The organism is Mycobacterium sp. 360MFTsu5.1 (assembly GCF_000383495.1).
Taxonomy (GTDB): Bacteria; Actinomycetota; Actinomycetes; order Mycobacteriales; family Mycobacteriaceae; genus Mycobacterium; species Mycobacterium mucogenicum_B.
In genome coordinates this window covers 80,491-95,981 of the sequence record NZ_KB911464.1, presented here as the reverse complement: position 1 = coordinate 95,981, position 15,491 = coordinate 80,491, and the positions used below count along the sequence as shown (strand labels likewise).

Sequence of the window (15,491 nt, the reverse complement as noted above, 5' to 3'; positions counted from 1 at the left end):
CCCCGGACCCGCTGACAGCGGGCTCGTATTGCAGCTAGCCCTACCCCCTATTTGGGCGCTGGCATCGACGACACCGACGACGCCGCGGAGCATTCTGAATACCAGCCGGACACGGCCAACCGAAGAATTCAGAACACCGAAAGCTGGTAGAGGACAATGCATATCACCCGCACCCGGATCATCCCGCTGGCCGCGACCGCCGCGGCGGCCCTGGCCATCGTCGTCGCCCCGACCGCGGCGGCCGCCACCCTGCCCACCGGATCCACCGTCACCCAGAGCAACGGCAACGCCCAGGTCGTGGCGACCCCGGGCCCGGCAGCCCAGGAAGCCGGCCAGTTGCAGCAGCCGTTCGGCGGCGACTACGGCTTCCTGCTGTTCCACAACCACTGACCTGATCCCGAACCCTCCCGTCCGACCGAAAGCGAGCCCCGATCATGAAGAACTCCCTGAAGCGCGCCACTGTCTGGTTGTCCATCGCCGCGGTCGCCGGGGCACTCGTGGTGGCACCCGTCGCCGCCGCGGACACCAACCCGACCGTCCCCTCCGGCACCGACACCTACAGCCAGTACCAGAACGGCGAACACAACACGAACGCGCCGGCAGGTCACATCGATCAGTCGTTCTGACGCTTCGGCCAAGTCGCCGTCTGCGCCGTCCTGACCACGGTTAGGGTCGTGACGAGATCAGGCGACCAGGCGGGAGGCGGCCCATGGACCCGGCACGATGGAATCCGGCTGTCTCCACCCCGCCGTGGTACGTCGGGCTGCTGGTCGCGGCGGGACTGATCGCCGCCGAGGTCGGAGTGGTGCAGCTGTTGCGCGATCCGCCGCCGCACAGCACCTACGCCATCGTCTTCATGTTCGGCGTGCTGGTCATGAGCGCGGGCTGGGGCCTGGGCCTGTCACTGCTCACCACCGTCGCCAGCACCGTCGCCTATCTGTGGGTGCATCTGGACAGCGGCCCGCTCCTGCCCCTCAAGCCCATCGACATTCTCACCGTCTCGGTGTTCCTGCCCATTGCCGGGATCGCGAATGTCCTTGGCTGGCAACTGCGTAACCGCGCACGCGACGCGTACCAGAGCTGGCAGGTCGCCACCGAGGCCACCGAGCGCGTGCGTGAACTGGCCGATCAACAGGGGGCGCTGCGACGGGTCGCGACACAGATCGCCGAAGGCAGGTCACCATCTGACGTCCTGTCCGGCGTGGCCGACGAAGTCGCCGCGGTACTGCACGTCCGCAACGCCGGGCTCGTCCGCTACGAATCCGGCGGCACCGCGACTCTTGTTGCCGCACACAACGAGCCGGGACTCACAGCAATCTCCGTCGGGACCACCTTCCCCCTCGACGGCGACGGCGTCATCGCGACGGTGCGCTCGACCGGCCGCCCAGCGCGCATGGACACCCACGACGACGCCGATGGTTCGACGGCGGCGCTCGCCCGCGACCTCGGGCTGCGCGCGTGCGTCGGCGTGCCCATCACGGTCGATGGAGAGCTCTGGGGCGCAATGGTTGTCGGCACCTCCGGTCCGGACGCACTACCAGACGACACCGAAGACTGTCTGAAGGACTTCGCCGAACTCATCGCCACGGCCATCGCGAACGCGCATGCGCGCGCCGAGCTCGTGGCATCCCGCGCCCGCATCGTCACCGCCTCGGACAACGCACGGCGTGGCATCGAACGCGACCTGCACGACGGCGCCCAGCAGCGTCTGGTCACCCTGGCCCTGCAGGTTCGCACGCTCCAGATGGCTATCCCAGAGGATCCCGCCGAACTGCAATCCCGGATTGCCGGCATCGGCGACGGCCTGCGCACCGCCAGCGACGAGCTGCGCGAACTCGCGCACGGGGTCCATCCCGCGATCCTGTCGCGCGGCGGACTACGTCCGGCACTGCGCGACCTCGGCCGGCGCGCGCCGCTGCCCGTCGAGGTCAATGTCGACGTCCCGGTAAGGCTGCCGCAGGCCGTCGAGATCGCCGCGTACTACACCGTCGCCGAAGCCCTCACGAACGCCGCCAAGCACGCGCAGGCGTCCGTGGTCACCGTGAACGTCGATACCGACGCGACATCGTTGCGCATCGCCGTCGCCGACGACGGGGTCGGCGGTGCGAACCTCGACGCCGGCAGCGGCCTGCTCGGGCTCGAGGACCGGGTGGCCGCGCTCGGCGGCAAGCTCCGTGTGTCCAGCATCGCGGGCGCCGGCACCACACTGGTCGCCGAGATGCCGCTGGAAGAAGCCGTCGCCGTCGGCACAGATAGCAGCTAGCAGGAATGCCCCGACGGCATCACCCGCGCGACAATGCAGTACATGACGAACGCCCAATCTTTGCGATGCGTCATCGTCGACGACAACGCCGACTACCTCGCCGCGGCGACGGCACTCCTGGAACAGGGCGGCATCGACGTCGTCGGTACGGCGCGGTCGCTCTCGGACGGGATGCACACCGTCGAACGGCTCCGGCCGGACATCGCGCTGGTGGACGTGAACCTCGGCGAGGAGAGCGGATTCGACCTTGTCGCCCAACTGAACTCCCACGCGGGCACCGCCACCGTCATGGCCATCCTGACTTCGACCTTGACCGAACTGCCCGTCGCAGAGTTGACCGACTCGCCCCCGAGGTTCCTGCCGAAACTCGATCTGTCGGGTGACGCCATCCGCGCCCTCATCGCCTGACGGCCCGAGTTGCGCTGGGCCGCACGGGGCCGCGCCACACAGCCGAAACGGCCCGGCTCCCCACCAATGTCACCCCTCGATACCGCCTTCTCATCGAAAACCCTTGGAAGGCAGAAACACTGGTCTGGTGGAGCCGGGCCGGTCGCCGGACGCGATCAGAGAGGCTGATCCAGCGCGCCGGCAGACTGGTTGGTCTCGTCGCTGTCTGCGCCGGCGACAGGTGCCAGGGTTAACGCTCCGATGGCGGCGACAGCGGCCAGCCAGGGCGCGAAGTGCTTGACGGTGATCTTCATGGTCGGTCCTCGCTTTCACGTCGACAGCCGGAGTTCCGGAGTGCTTCCATCGTCGGTCCTGACCTGCACGTTTGTCGCTCCGGCGAGCACCCGTTCCCGCGTTGCAGCTAGCTGGAAGATGCTCCGATTCCTGACGTCGTCCACGTGGGAGTAGCGGGTGTCGATGAAAATCCTTTGAGTCCAGTGGAGCCGTGCTGTCACGATTGCTCATGCCCGTCAACATCAGGGAAGCCGTTGCTGCGGACGCAATGGCTGTTGCAGAGGCTCATGTCCGGTCATGGCAAATCGGCTACCGCGGTCTGCTTCCAGCTCCGTACCTTGATGCCTTGCGACCCGAAGACAGGGCCAGCCGGTACTCCTTCGAACAGATGAACCCCGAGGGTCCCTTCACTCAGGTCGCTATTGACGGGGACACGATCTGCGGTCACGTCACCACAGGTCGTTGCAGAGACGACGACCTCCAAGGCGGTGGCGAGATCTGGGCAATCTACGTCGACCCGCACAACTGGGGCTGCGGAATCGGGCATCGCCTCATCACCGCTGGTTGCGCGCACCTGCGGAGTCGCGGCTACAACATGGCGTCACTGTGGGTTCTATCGGCGAACGACCGAGCCCGACACTTCTATGAATCGGCGGGTTGGTACTACGACGGGACACAACGCACCGACTCCATCGGCGACCATCTCGTCGACGAGGTGCGCTATCAGCGGTCACTGCACATCACAGATTGATCGGCATCTTGCCCGAGATGCCGCTGCGATGGAACCGGCGTAGTCCACCAAGGCTTCAGCGGTGTAGTCGTCGGACGTCGAGGGCGGTCTCGATCACCTCAGTGCCACGTTGATCGATGAAATACGCTCCGGCGGTGCCATTTTCGGCGACAGCTTCCACGAGCTGCGTGCCGCGGTACACCAGGCCTGCACCGTCATCGGTGGCAAACGCGGATGGGAGAATTCCGGTACCGACTAGTTCATGCAGCAGCGGCCGACGCTGCGCTTCTGAGTCGTAGTGCACACCGTTGGCGTAAGGCAGGAATCCCAGTCCGTTGGTGAGAGGCTGCAGTTGCGGGCCAAACGAGTCGGTGGTGCCGCCAGCGTGCCAGCAGATCGAGCCGGCAGAGATTCCGGTCAGTACTACTCCGGCCTGCCACGCTGCACGTAGGGCTTCATCCACACCATGCAACCGCCACATCGCCAGGAGCCCCGCAACGCTTCCGCCGAACACCCACACCACATCCTGCGACAGCAGGTGCGCGGTGACGTCGTCGTGTGTGGGCATCGGAAATAGCGCCAGGTGTGACGGGATGAAGCCGCGGATCTGCGCCGCTTCCGTGAGGTGGTGCAGTAATGCCTTGTCGTCACCCATCGCCGTCGCCAGCAGGCAGACGCGCGGGGGCCGCCCGGTGACACCGGAGAGTTCGACCGCGTAGTCGGTCAGGGCGGTGAACTCGAACCGCGTGCGCTGACCTGTTCCTATTCCGCCGCTGGTCGCGAGAATGGTGGGTGCATCTGCTGGCATAGCCTCGACGGTAGGTGCACCGTCCGCTGGCGGACAATCGAATTTTGCTGAACATGCCCATCCCACCATCAGGCACACCGCCTCGCTGTCAGTGCCCCATGCGAGTGGTGATCCCCGCCGCCGAAGGCCCATTCGCCACATGGCACGGGGTCGGACGCTGACTTATCATCAGCATCTGCGGCAAACTACCGAGGCGGCGACAAGGTGGAACAGAAGCGGCACTACGTGGCCATCGGCCGCGGAGAAGGTCTGGTCGCCCGATTCGGTGACGTACTGACATATGTGGCCGACGGCGCCAGAGCCCGCCCGCTTCTGCGCTTGCTGACCACCGTCGCGCCGCCGGCATTGCCCCAGGCGCTCGCCGCGCTCGCGTACGGGCCGGAATCCGACACGGTGCCGCCCTTCGGCGCGCTGGTACCGGCCGGCGACTGCCTGCACCTCATCGTGCGCGGCGACGTGATCGCCGACGTCGAGGCCGGGGGCGGTCAGCAGCGCCTCAGCAGCGGCGGCCGGCCGTTGGTCGACGAGCCCGTCGCCCCCTGGTTCGACCGGATCACAATCTGCGGCACCACAACGACATTCGTGCCCTGCGCGGACACCGATCTGGTCGCCGGCGTGGTGCCCGGCGGCGGCTTCGTACTGCAGTCGCGACTGGCGCGGTCCACCGCCCAGCAAGCACCACAGCCCGCGCCCGCGACCACGCGCGCCCGTCCCGTCACCGGAAACCTGACCGCCGACGACGGCGCCGTCTACCCGTTGGACCGCGCGTACATCATCGGCCGCAATCCGATGATCGATCCCGCGGTGGTCAGCGGGGCGGCGTCGCCGATCAGCCTGCCCGACGATCCGCAGGTGTCGCGCGTGCACGCGTATGTCACGGTCAACGGCGGCATGGTCCTGGTCCGCGACGCGCAGACCGTCGGCGGCACGCACATCGCGTCGCCGGGAGACCAGACCTGGACGCAGATCGGCGACCAGCCCGTCGAGTTGCTCCCCGGCTGCTACCTGCGGATCGGCCAGAAGATCCTCACCTACCAGGTGCCGGCCCAGAGTCAGTAGGCAAGCCTTTCGGTGTCGGACAGAATGTCCCAGTTCCCCGTCCGCAACACCCCCAGTGCCACCGGACCGACACGTCGCTGCTCGCGGACCGCTTTCTGTGCGGCCGCGAGGTCGGCCGGATGGTGCCCCAGCACCGTCGCCCCGACTGCGCGGCCCTTCGACACCACCAGCCTGCGATAGGACGGCACCGCCGGCCGGTCGATGACGACCACCTCGTCGCCGGCGCCGGGGTCCACCGGGCCGATCGAAAACAGCTCCAGTTCAACACCTTTGAGGATGGTCGGTGGGGTCTCGACCGGCACCGTCCGGTCACCGCCGAGCGCGTTCACCGCCGCCGCTTCGGCCTGTTCGGTGGCCACCGGCCACAGGCCGAGCACCCGGCCGCCGTGCTCGGCCACGTCGCCGGCGGCGTAGACGCCGGGCACGCGGGTCTGCATGCGATCGTCGACCAGAACGCCCTTACCGACGGGAAGTCCTGCATCCCTGGCCAATTCGATGTTGGGCCGGATACCAGTGGCGGCCAGGAACAGCTCGCACGACAGGATCCGGCCGTCCTTGAACCGCACGCCCGTGACGGCGGGGTCGCCACGCACTTCCGCGGTTTCCGCCTTGTGCGCGATGGTGATTCCCGCGCGGGCGAAATGCTCGGCCACGAGCTGCGAGCAGCGCGCGTCGATCTGTTTGCTCAGCAGCCGGGTACCGCGTTCCAGCACCGTCACGTGCAGCCCCAGCTGATGCAGGCAGTACGCGGCCTCGAGCCCCAGGAGCCCACCGCCGGCCACCACTGCGTGTCGGGCCCGCCGTTCCTGCACGTAAGCGCGGATCCGCATCGCATCGGCAGCCGAGCGCAGCACGACGCTTCCGGGCCGGTTCAGTCCGGGAATGTCAGGGACCGAGGCGCTGGACCCCATCGCCAGGATCAGCCTGTCGTAGGGCAGCGTCTCGCCAGTGCCCAGGCGTACCACCCGCGAGCGCAGATGGATGCCGGATGCCCACGTGTTCAGCCAGGCGGTGACACCGTGGTCGTCGTACCACTGTTCGGGCAGCAGGTACAGCCCCTGCATCGCTGACCGGCCGTACACCAGGCGCGAGATGCCCATCCGGTTGTACAGACCGTGCGGTTCGGCTCCCACCAAATGGATTTCGCAGTCGGGATGGCCGCGGCGCAGGAAGTCCGCGGCCGTCACGCCCGCGATGCCGTTGCCGATCACCACGATGCTGACGATCGAGCGGTCGTAGCCGACGGGCCTGCTCGCGGTGGTGTCGGCGCGCTCAGGTGTCAGCGACACCGTGACGTCGCCACCTTGGATCCGGGCGCAGCACGCCATCCGGCTGGACTTGCCCAGACCCAGCCGGTTCAGCGTCTTGAGCTCGTCGGCCTCTGCCGGCGACAGACAGCTCATGCCGTCGACGATCGACACGGGGTCGGCGCCGCACACCCCCATCCGGCAGCCCGCCTCGATCGGCTGTCCACTGCTTTCCGCGACGTCGAGCAGACTCATGCCGATGTCGGCCCCGACCGGCTCGGCATCTGATTCGAAACGCACTCGCACCGCGGCGGTTTCGCCGCCGGCGCCGTCCGCGCGCGCCGGCACCTTCGGCTGGTTGAGCAGCACCGGTTCGGGCCGCGCTCCGGTGACGTACGCGAATTGCAGCTCACTGACCCGGGTTCGGGCCAGCCACCACAGCGTCAACACACCGATTGCCGAGGTGATCAGCCACCGCAACCAGGGGGCGTCGAGACCGGTGATCTGTCGCACCGAGTCGACGATGATGGGACCGGAGAACCAGTAGTACGCGTTGATCGCCACCGCGGCGAAGATCGCCGTCACCATCGCCTGGCTCAGCGGTGTGACCGCCTGCAGCACATAGCAGAGCCCGACGCTCACCAACACGAAAAGCGCCAGCACACCGTACTTTTCGGTCGTCGTTCCGCCCTGCTGGGCATGCACCGTGAAGAACCCGATGATGAATCCCGGTAACGCGGCGGCGAACAACACGCGCGGCGCACTCCATCGCGGTTCGGGGTCGGCCATGTCGGCCTGCCAGGCCGCCCGGGGCTTGAAGTCGTAACAGTTCTTGGCGCAGCCCAGGCAGGACTCACAGTGACTGTTCGGCGAGGTGACGTACGGCGTCTGCCCGTACGTGCGCTGCAGCGGTAGCAGCGGGCAGATGCTGGAACACCAGCCGCTCTTGCCTTTGAGCAGGAACCCACCGGCGAACGCCGACGCGATGATCACGGCCAGCACCACGCCCATCGCCGGTCCGCTGCGGTCCAGGCCGGCCAGCCGCGCTCCCGCGATGCCGAAGAACAGGGCGGCGGCGATCAGGAAACTGTTGCGCGTCCACCAGCCGGGCGCGGTAGCGGCCCGGCTGAACCCGGCCACCCGAGGCAGTTGATTCGACGCCGAGAGCGGGCAGATGTTGCGCCACACACCGGGCGCGATGAAGAACAACGCCGGCCACAGCGGCACGATCACGCGGAAGAAGACGAAGAGACCCGCGGCCGGCCGGACGAACAGCGTCACCACCACCGCGAGATACGCCAGCACGCTACCGGCCCGGACCGCGAGCCAGACCTGGCGCGAAATCTTGTGTGGCAGTTCGGTGTACGACGGGAACAGGTCCCGGGTTCCGGTCGGATCGATGCCCAGGGCCCGCTCGGCCAGCCGCAGCCCCGCCGGCCGGACCTCGGCTGTCGCAGCCGCCGGGACCGGGACATCGACGAGCTTGATCACCTGCATCGTCCGCGTGGGGTCGTGGGCGGCCGCGGCGACCGGCGCCGGCTCCCCGCTCGACAGTTTCGGGGCGTGTACGACGATGATCTCGGTGCGGCCCAGCCGGATCACGTCGCCGGTCGACAGCGTGCCCCGTCCGGTGAGTGGCACCCCGTTGACGGTGCTGCCGTTGCTGCTGCCGAGGTCGACGACCGACAGCGCCGTCGGGGTCGGAACCAGGCGCAGATGGCGGCGGGACACCTCATTGTCGGCGAGGTTGACGCCATCACACTCGCGGCCGAACTGCACCGGCCTGCTGAGCGTCATGCGGCGGGCCGGCCGGCCCCATTCGCGGATCTCGATCACCGGCGGCTCGGCCATGGTCAGCTCCCCGAGAACTCGTCACCACGCAGCGCCCGGATGATCTGGGCGAAATCGCTGGTGGTCAGCTTAAGTCGGTCGGCCTCGGTCTGCTGTGCGATCCGCGCTTTCCGGCGCGCAGCCGTCAGTCGCCGGTGCGGATGAACTTGTCGGTGAACTCGCCGCCCTTGCATTCGCCGCCCGTCGACGTATTGGTGCCGCGGCCTTCCAGCGTCGGAATCGGATCCTGAAGGTCGGTCGGCAGCGGATATTCAGCGCTGATCTTCACGTGCGTGGTCCCGCCGAGCGCGCACGGGACGGTCCCTTCCTCCGTGCGGGTCCACTTGCCGCCGGCGAAGATCAACGTGACCACACCGTCCACCGCGTGGAACGCGCTGATGCACCGATCCCCGGTGCGCAAGCACTGCGTGCGCACCTGCAAATCGGCCGCACCGGGGCCGAAGCCGCCGACCGTGTACACGATGTTCTCGTGGTAGCGGCCGTGCAGTGTCGAGGCCGGCGACGTGGTGCGCGGCGGCAGGCCGGCGGGGTCGGCCACGGCGCTCAACTCGCCGTCACCGGTGCGGGTGAACGTGACGGTCCGTTTCATGCTGCTGCACCCGTTGACGGCGCTTCGTGTGGTCTCACCTGCCAAGGTGCCGTCGGGCTTGGGGGTCAAGGTGAAGACCACCCAGACTTCGGTGGGCGCCTCGTTGGGTGCGTCGGTGCATTTCACGGCCCCAGTGCCGACGGCCACCCAGTCACCGGATATCTGGTCGAACGTCATGTTCGACACCACGGGCACGGCGCTCTTGCCGGTGTACGACGCGTTGGCGATGCACCCGTTGGCGCCACACGACGACCGCACGTCCCACTGGCCCGTGATCGCCGGCCCGCCGGGAATCGCCGTGCCCTGCAGATCGGTGGCCGGACCGTATTCGGCGCGGTACCTGCCGCTGAAGCCGCTGCCTGCCGCGGTGGCGGTCGGGCTCGGCGCCGCGGGCTTCGCGGTGGGGCGATCGTCCCGTCCCAGCAGCTTCACTCCGGCGAACACGCCACCGGCGACGACGAGCAGTGCGATCACCGCCAGGACCGCGATGAGCACACCGGAGCGTGACGACCGCGCCGGTGGCGAGGGGAACGCTTGCGGCGGGTTCGGAAGCGGCGGGGCGTACCCCGTGGGCGGTGGCGGCACCGGCGCGGCCATGGTCGGCTGGTTGCGAAAGTCGTTGGACACCATCGGCATTGGCTGCCGCGACTGCTGCTCGAGGGCGTGCGCGAACTCCCCGCAGCTGGCGAAACGGGCCGCGGGCGACTTTGACATGGCACGGGCCAGGACCGGATCCAGGCCGCGAAGTTCGGGGCGGTGCTCCCCCAGCGACGGCGCCGGTGCGGTGACGTGTTTGGTGATGACCACCGCCGGATTGCTGTCCGCGTACGGCGGATTCCCGGTCAGGAGCTGGAATGCCGTGCAGGCCAACGCATATTGATCGGTGCGGCCGTCCATCCCCTCGCCCCGGAGCTGCTCGGGTGCCGCGTACGCGACCGTTCCCACCGCCATGTTGGTCGCGGTCAGCCCTGCCGAGTCGTTCATCGGCCGGGCGATCCCGAAGTCGGCGAGGTAGATGCGGGACGTCTCGGCGTCCAGCAAGATGTTGGCCGGCTTCACATCTCGGTGCAGTAGTCCGCGCCGGTGCGCGTGGTCGAGTGCAGACGCCACGGCCTGGATGATCGGCAGCGCCACCTCGGGCGGCATGCCGGCGGGATAGTGCTCACGCAGCAGCTGCGCGGCATCGGTCCCGGCCACGTAGTCCATCGAAATCCAGAGCTGGCCGTCGCACTCGCCCCGGTCATGGACGCCGAGGATGTTGGGATGCGACAGCGTGGACACCAGGTCCGCTTCGCGGAGGAACCGCGGTCCGTACTCCGGATCGGACGTCAGATCGGCCGACAGCACCTTCACCGCATCCAGCCGCGGCAGCCGCGGATGCGAGGCGAGGTACACGCTGCCCATTCCGCCCGCGCCCAATTTCCGCCGGATGGTGTATCCGGCGAAAACCTGACCCTCGGTGAGCAACACGGGCAAATCGTAGGCCCGCCGTGGGGCCCGCGCAGGCAACGTCGACAAATCCGCCCAGCGGACCAGTGTGGTCCATCGCGGTCGCGATCTCGATACAGTCCGACGATGCACGCCGACGCGCTGAACCGTCTTGCCGATGTGCTGCCCGACGGCGCGCTGATCACCGATCCCGACATCATCGAGCGCTACCGCCGCGATTCGGCGGCCGACCCGAACGCCGGCACCCCGCTCGTCGTGGTGCGTCCCTCCGGTACAGCGGACGTGCAGCAGGTGTTGCGGTGGGCCGCCGAACATCGCATCGCCGTGGTACCGCGCGGCGCCGGATCGGGCCTGTCCGGCGGGGCCGACGCCGTCGACGGCTGCGTGGTGCTCAGCACCGAACGGATGCGGGACGTCCGGATCGATCCGGCCACCCGGACTGCGGTGGTGCAGCCGGGCCTGACCAACACCGAGGTCAAGCGTGCGGCCGCCGAACACGGTCTGTGGTACCCGCCGGACCCGTCGTCCATCGACATCTCGTCGATCGGCGGCAATGCCGCGACCAACGCGGGCGGCCTGTGCTGCGTGAAGTACGGCGTCACCGGTGATTATGTGCTCGGCATGGAGGTCGTGCTGGCCGACGGCACGGCGTTGCGGCTGGGTGGTCCGTTACTGAAAGACGTTGCGGGACTGTCGTTGACGAAACTGTTCATCGGATCCGAGGGCATTCTGGGGGTCATCACCGAGCTCACGCTGCGGTTGATCCCGGCACAGCCGCCCGCGTCGACCGTGGTGGCCCTGTTCGACTCCGTCGAGGATGCCGCCAACGCGGTGGTCGCCATCACCGGCGAAATCCGGCCGGCGATGCTGGAATTCATGGACCACGCGAGCATCAACGCCGCCGAGGACCACATGCGGATGGGCCTGGACCGGTCGGCCCGGGCGATGTTGTTGATGCAGTCCGACGCGCCGGGGGCCGCGGCGGAAGAAGTGGCGACGATCGTGCGCAACTGCGAGAAGTGCGGTGCCACCGAAGTTTTCGCCACCGATGATCCGGCCGAGGGCGCCGCGTTCACCGCCGCCCGCCGCGGCATGTTCGGCGCGGTCGAGAAGCTCGGCAGCTTGCTGCTCGAGGACGTGGGCGTCCCGATACCGCAACTTCCCGCGTTGGTCACCGGGGTCGAGGACATCGCCGATACCTGCGACGTGCAGATCTACATGGTGGCGCACGCCGGCGACGGCAACACCCACCCGATCATCGTGTACGACCCCACCGACCCCGACGCCACCGACCGCGCCCAGCGCGCCTTCGCCCGCATCATGGAGCTGGCCATCGGGCTCGGCGGCACCATCACCGGCGAGCACGGCGTCGGGCGGCTCAAACGGGACTGGCTACCCACTCAGCTGGGGGACGACGCCATGGCGCTGACCCGGCGCATCAAAGACGCTCTGGATCCGCACGGCATCCTCAACCCCGGTGCGGTGCTGCGCTAGTCACCTCGACATGGGCCCGGACCCGGCCGGCCTCGTCGCACCAGCCCTTGCTCGCGGCGTATGCCAGCATCCCGGCGAGGTTCTGCCGCCATTCGTCGTCATCGCCCCGGCCGGCCAGTTCGGTCAGCCCGTCCGGCGCGATCCAGGCGTGCTCGGGCACTTCGATGACCACCTTGAAGGCCGTGAAGTCGTCCGGTTCACGCACCTCGACGATCGGTGGGACCTGGGTGGGATCGACGTGCAGGTACATTCGCGCTCCTTCGTTGACGGGCGCTGCCGATTGTGGGCGGGACCACTGTTCGCGGACGGCGTCTGTCCCACCCCGTGGGGCGAAAAGTCGATCTCACGTGCGCGTCGCCTGGCGGTAACCAACGATCCGTACAGTCGCTGGCATGTCCGAAGCACCCACGAGCCTCGCCGAGCAGACCTTCCGGGATCTGCTCACCGCGGCCATCACGCGGGGAGACCGGCCGCCACCTACCACGATTCTGGGCCCGACCTGCTGGATTGCGCTCGACGCACTGGCCCGCGAGCACCCGGACGCCACGCCCGAACGCGTCGTCTCCGCGTACGACGCGTTCGCGATCGAGCACCAGGGCACGGACCGAACCGAGATCGACGACGAGGCCGAGGTCGATCTCACGACCGCGCGGGCCGCCGAATACGCCGCCATCGACGCGCTGGTGGCGCAACTGACCATCACCTACCCGAACATCGACCCTCGGACCGTGACGGCCGTCGTACGCCGTATTCACGCCGATTTCCACGATCACGCGGTGCGGGACTTCATCCCACTCTTCGTCGAGCAGGCCGCGCACCGGAAACTCGCCTAGACCGACCGGCTTCGGCAGCGGCATCGCCCTGGCAAGGTAGGGGCCGTGTCCACTCATCTGACCGACGAAGAGGCCCTGCTTGTCGAGACCGTGCGCGCCTTCATCGACCGTGACGTCAAGCCCACGGTGCGCGACGTCGAACACGCCAATACGTACCCGGAGGCGTGGATCGAGCAGATGAAGCAGATCGGCATCTACGGGCTGGCCATCCCCGAGGAGTACGGCGGTTCGCCGGTGTCGATGCCGTGTTATGTCGAAGTGACGCAGGAACTCTCGCGCGGCTGGATGAGCCTCGCCGGCGCCATGGGCGGTCACACCGTGGTGGCCAAGCTGATCGGTCTGTTCGGCACCGAGGAGCAGAAGCAGACGTATCTGCCGCGCCTGGCCACCGGCGAACTGCGCGCGACCATGGCGCTCACCGAACCGGGCGGTGGCTCGGACCTGCAGAACATGTCGACCACTGCCCGCCGGGACGGCACCGACCTGGTGATCAACGGGTCCAAGACGTGGATCAGCAACGCGCGCCGCTCGGGGCTGATCGCGCTGCTGTGCAAGACCGATCCCACCGCCGAGCCAAGGCACAAAGGCATTTCGGTCGTACTCGTCGAGCACGGTCCCGGGCTGACGGTCTCACGCGATCTGCCCAAGCTGGGCTACAAGGGCGTCGAATCTTGCGAGCTGACGTTCGACGGCTACCGCACGCCCGCGTCGTCGATCCTCGGTGGCGAGCCCGGCAAGGGTTTCGGCCAGATGATGAAAGGCCTTGAGACAGGCCGGATTCAGGTCGCCTCACGCGCGCTCGGCGTCGCCACCGCGGCGTTGGAGGACGCGCTCAAGTACGCCCAGGAACGTGAGAGCTTCGGCCGGCCGATCTGGCAGCACCAGTCGGTCGGCAATTACCTGGCGGACATGGCCACCAAACTCACCGCGGCGCGCCAGCTGACGCGGTATGCCGCCGAACGCTACGACAGTGGCGAGCGCTGCGACATGGAAGCCGGCATGGCCAAGCTGTTCGCGTCCGAAATCGCCATGGAGATCGCGCTCAACGCGGTCCGAATCCACGGTGGTTACGGCTATTCCACCGAATACGACGTCGAACGCTACTTCCGCGACGCCCCGCTGATGATCGTCGGCGAAGGCACCAACGAAATCCAGCGCAACGTCATCGCCGCGCAATTGGTCGCCCGCGGTGGGCTGTGATGGATAAGGGACGCGCCGGCAACGTCATCGGGTTCGTCCTCGCCGCGGCCGTAGTCGGCGCACTGACCGGTCTGGCGGCAGGCAGCTTCCGGGTACTGCTCGATTACGCGACGCAGTGGCGCGCCGCGCTGTCGCACTGGTCCCACGGAAGTTGGTGGGGCCCTGTCGTCGTCGTGGCCATCTGCGCCGTCTGCACCGCGCTGGCGGCATCGCTGGTCCGCCGCGTCGAACCGTTCGCCGAGGGCAGCGGTATCCCGCGCGTCGAGGCGGTCGTCGCCGGCCGCGCCGAGCCGGGCCGGTTCAGAATCCTGCCGGTCAAGTACGTCGGTGGACTGCTGGCCCTCGGCTCCGGCCTCGCCCTCGGACGCGAGGGGCCGTCGGTGCAGATGGGCGGGTCGATCGCCATCATCGTCGCCTCGGCGACACGGCGCCCGCAAGCTGATCTGCGCATCCTCGCCGCCGCCGGCGCGGCCGCCGGCCTGGCCACCGCGTTCAACGCGCCGATCGCCGGCGGGGTGTTCGTCCTGGAGGAGCTCGTCAAGCGCTTCGACCCGCGCACCACCGTCGCCACGCTGGTCGCCTCCGCGTCCGGGTTCATGGCGGCCTACCCGTTCGTCCGCTCGGGCAGTGAATTCCAGGTGCCGGCGCTGGCCGATCCGCAGCTGGCCGACTCCGGGTGGGTACTGGCCGTCGGCGTGCTCACCGGTGTGCTGGGCGTGCTCTACAACAAGGCCATCATGTTCGGCCTGCGCAGCGCCGATACCAGCCGCCGGCCCGTCGAGGTCCGCGCCGCTCTCATCGGCGCCGCCGTCGGGGTGCTGGTGTGGTACTCCCCCAACCTCGCGGGCGGCGGGGACCACCTCACCCAGGAGGCGCTGCTAGGTCACGGAGCCATCGGCGCCGTCACCGCGGTGCTGGTGCTGCGATTCGTCCTGGGTGTGGTGTCGTATGCCGCGGGCACCCCGGGCGGTCTGTTCGCGCCGATGCTGGTCCTCGGCGCCGACGTCGGGCTGATCGTCGGACTGATCGCGACCCACGTCGCGCCGCAGTCGGCGCCCGCCCCGGCCGCACTCGCCCTCATCGGCATGGCGGCGTTCTTCACCGCCACGGTCCAGGCGCCGGTGACGGGCCTCATCCTCGCCACCGAACTCACCGGCAGCACGAATCAGCTGCCACCCATGCTCGGTGCGTGCGCGACGGCACTGCTGGTCGCCATCGCGCTCGGCTCGCGACCCATCTACGACCTGCTCACCGACCGGGCGGCCGCCGCGGCCGCGAAAACGTAGC

General features: G+C 68.4%; 15 protein-coding genes. 10 read left to right on the top strand and 5 right to left on the bottom strand.

Features of this window, described 5'->3' with window-relative positions; genetic code table 11:
• Positions 1–156: 156 nt before the first annotated feature.
• The 4 genes from H289_RS0107275 (at position 157) to H289_RS0107260 (ending at position 2,671) form a co-directional block, all read left to right on the top strand.
• Positions 157–390: a hypothetical protein gene (locus H289_RS0107275; RefSeq protein ID WP_020100105.1), complete on the top strand. Its 234-nt coding sequence runs from the start codon at positions 157–159 to the stop codon at positions 388–390.
• Positions 391–434: 44 nt separating this feature from the next.
• Complete coding sequence (locus H289_RS0107270) at positions 435–626, top strand: hypothetical protein (RefSeq protein ID WP_020100104.1); 192 nt, start codon at positions 435–437, stop codon at positions 624–626.
• Between the two features lie 83 nt (positions 627–709).
• Positions 710–2,263, top strand: a complete 1,554-nt coding sequence (locus tag H289_RS0107265; protein WP_020100103.1) for a GAF domain-containing sensor histidine kinase — start codon at positions 710–712, stop codon at positions 2,261–2,263.
• 42 nt (positions 2,264–2,305) lie between these two features.
• Positions 2,306–2,671 carry a response regulator gene (locus tag H289_RS0107260; RefSeq protein WP_053856708.1) on the top strand — a complete coding sequence of 122 codons (366 nt, stop codon included), beginning with the start codon at positions 2,306–2,308 and terminating at the stop codon, positions 2,669–2,671.
• 155 nt (positions 2,672–2,826) lie between these two features.
• Here H289_RS0107260 and H289_RS33345 read toward each other — a convergent pair whose 3' ends face one another.
• Complete coding sequence (locus H289_RS33345) at positions 2,827–2,964, bottom strand: hypothetical protein (RefSeq protein WP_020100101.1); 138 nt, start codon at positions 2,962–2,964, stop codon at positions 2,827–2,829.
• 209 nt (positions 2,965–3,173) lie between these two features.
• Between H289_RS33345 and H289_RS0107245 the strand changes: the two genes are divergently transcribed.
• The gene (locus tag H289_RS0107245) at positions 3,174–3,695 is read left to right on the top strand and encodes a GNAT family N-acetyltransferase (protein WP_036420338.1); all 522 of its coding nucleotides are present in this window, start codon (positions 3,174–3,176) and stop codon (positions 3,693–3,695) included.
• Between the two features lie 55 nt (positions 3,696–3,750).
• On the opposite strand, the gene H289_RS0107240 is transcribed toward H289_RS0107245, so the two are convergent.
• Positions 3,751–4,482 (bottom strand): Type 1 glutamine amidotransferase-like domain-containing protein, encoded by a 732-nt coding sequence (locus H289_RS0107240; protein ID WP_020100098.1) that lies wholly within the window; start codon positions 4,480–4,482, stop codon positions 3,751–3,753.
• A gap of 204 nt (positions 4,483–4,686) precedes the next feature.
• On the opposite strand from H289_RS0107240, the gene H289_RS0107235 reads away from it, so the two are divergent.
• Positions 4,687–5,541: an FHA domain-containing protein gene (locus H289_RS0107235; protein ID WP_020100097.1), complete on the top strand. Its 855-nt coding sequence runs from the start codon at positions 4,687–4,689 to the stop codon at positions 5,539–5,541.
• On the opposite strand, the gene H289_RS0107230 is transcribed toward H289_RS0107235, so the two are convergent.
• Positions 5,535–8,639, bottom strand: coding sequence for an FAD-dependent oxidoreductase (locus tag H289_RS0107230; protein ID WP_020100096.1), 3,105 nt, complete (start codon positions 8,637–8,639; stop codon positions 5,535–5,537). The genes H289_RS0107235 and H289_RS0107230 overlap by 7 nt on opposite strands.
• 124 nt (positions 8,640–8,763) lie before the next feature.
• Positions 8,764–10,698: a serine/threonine-protein kinase gene (locus H289_RS0107225; protein WP_020100095.1), complete on the bottom strand. Its 1,935-nt coding sequence runs from the start codon at positions 10,696–10,698 to the stop codon at positions 8,764–8,766.
• 105 nt (positions 10,699–10,803) lie between these two features.
• On the opposite strand from H289_RS0107225, the gene H289_RS0107220 reads away from it, so the two are divergent.
• Complete coding sequence (locus H289_RS0107220) at positions 10,804–12,171, top strand: FAD-binding oxidoreductase (protein ID WP_020100094.1); 1,368 nt, start codon at positions 10,804–10,806, stop codon at positions 12,169–12,171.
• On the opposite strand, the gene H289_RS29980 is transcribed toward H289_RS0107220, so the two are convergent.
• Positions 12,146–12,421: a hypothetical protein gene (locus tag H289_RS29980; protein ID WP_020100093.1), complete on the bottom strand. Its 276-nt coding sequence runs from the start codon at positions 12,419–12,421 to the stop codon at positions 12,146–12,148. The two genes, H289_RS0107220 and H289_RS29980, sit on opposite strands and share 26 nt — an antisense overlap.
• 142 nt (positions 12,422–12,563) lie before the next feature.
• On the opposite strand from H289_RS29980, the gene H289_RS0107210 reads away from it, so the two are divergent.
• Genes H289_RS0107210 through H289_RS0107200 form a run of 3 tightly spaced genes read left to right on the top strand, consistent with a single transcriptional unit; the run spans position 12,564 to position 15,490 of the window.
• Positions 12,564–13,004, top strand: a complete 441-nt coding sequence (locus H289_RS0107210) for a three-helix bundle dimerization domain-containing protein (RefSeq protein WP_020100092.1) — start codon at positions 12,564–12,566, stop codon at positions 13,002–13,004.
• A gap of 45 nt (positions 13,005–13,049) precedes the next feature.
• A complete protein-coding gene (locus H289_RS0107205; RefSeq protein WP_020100091.1) occupies positions 13,050–14,204 on the top strand; it encodes an acyl-CoA dehydrogenase family protein in 1,155 nt (384 codons plus the stop codon).
• Complete coding sequence (locus H289_RS0107200) at positions 14,204–15,490, top strand: ClC family H(+)/Cl(-) exchange transporter (protein ID WP_020100090.1); 1,287 nt, start codon at positions 14,204–14,206, stop codon at positions 15,488–15,490. The genes H289_RS0107205 and H289_RS0107200 overlap by 1 nt, the downstream gene beginning before the upstream one ends.
• The last annotated feature ends 1 nt before the right edge of the window (position 15,491 follow it).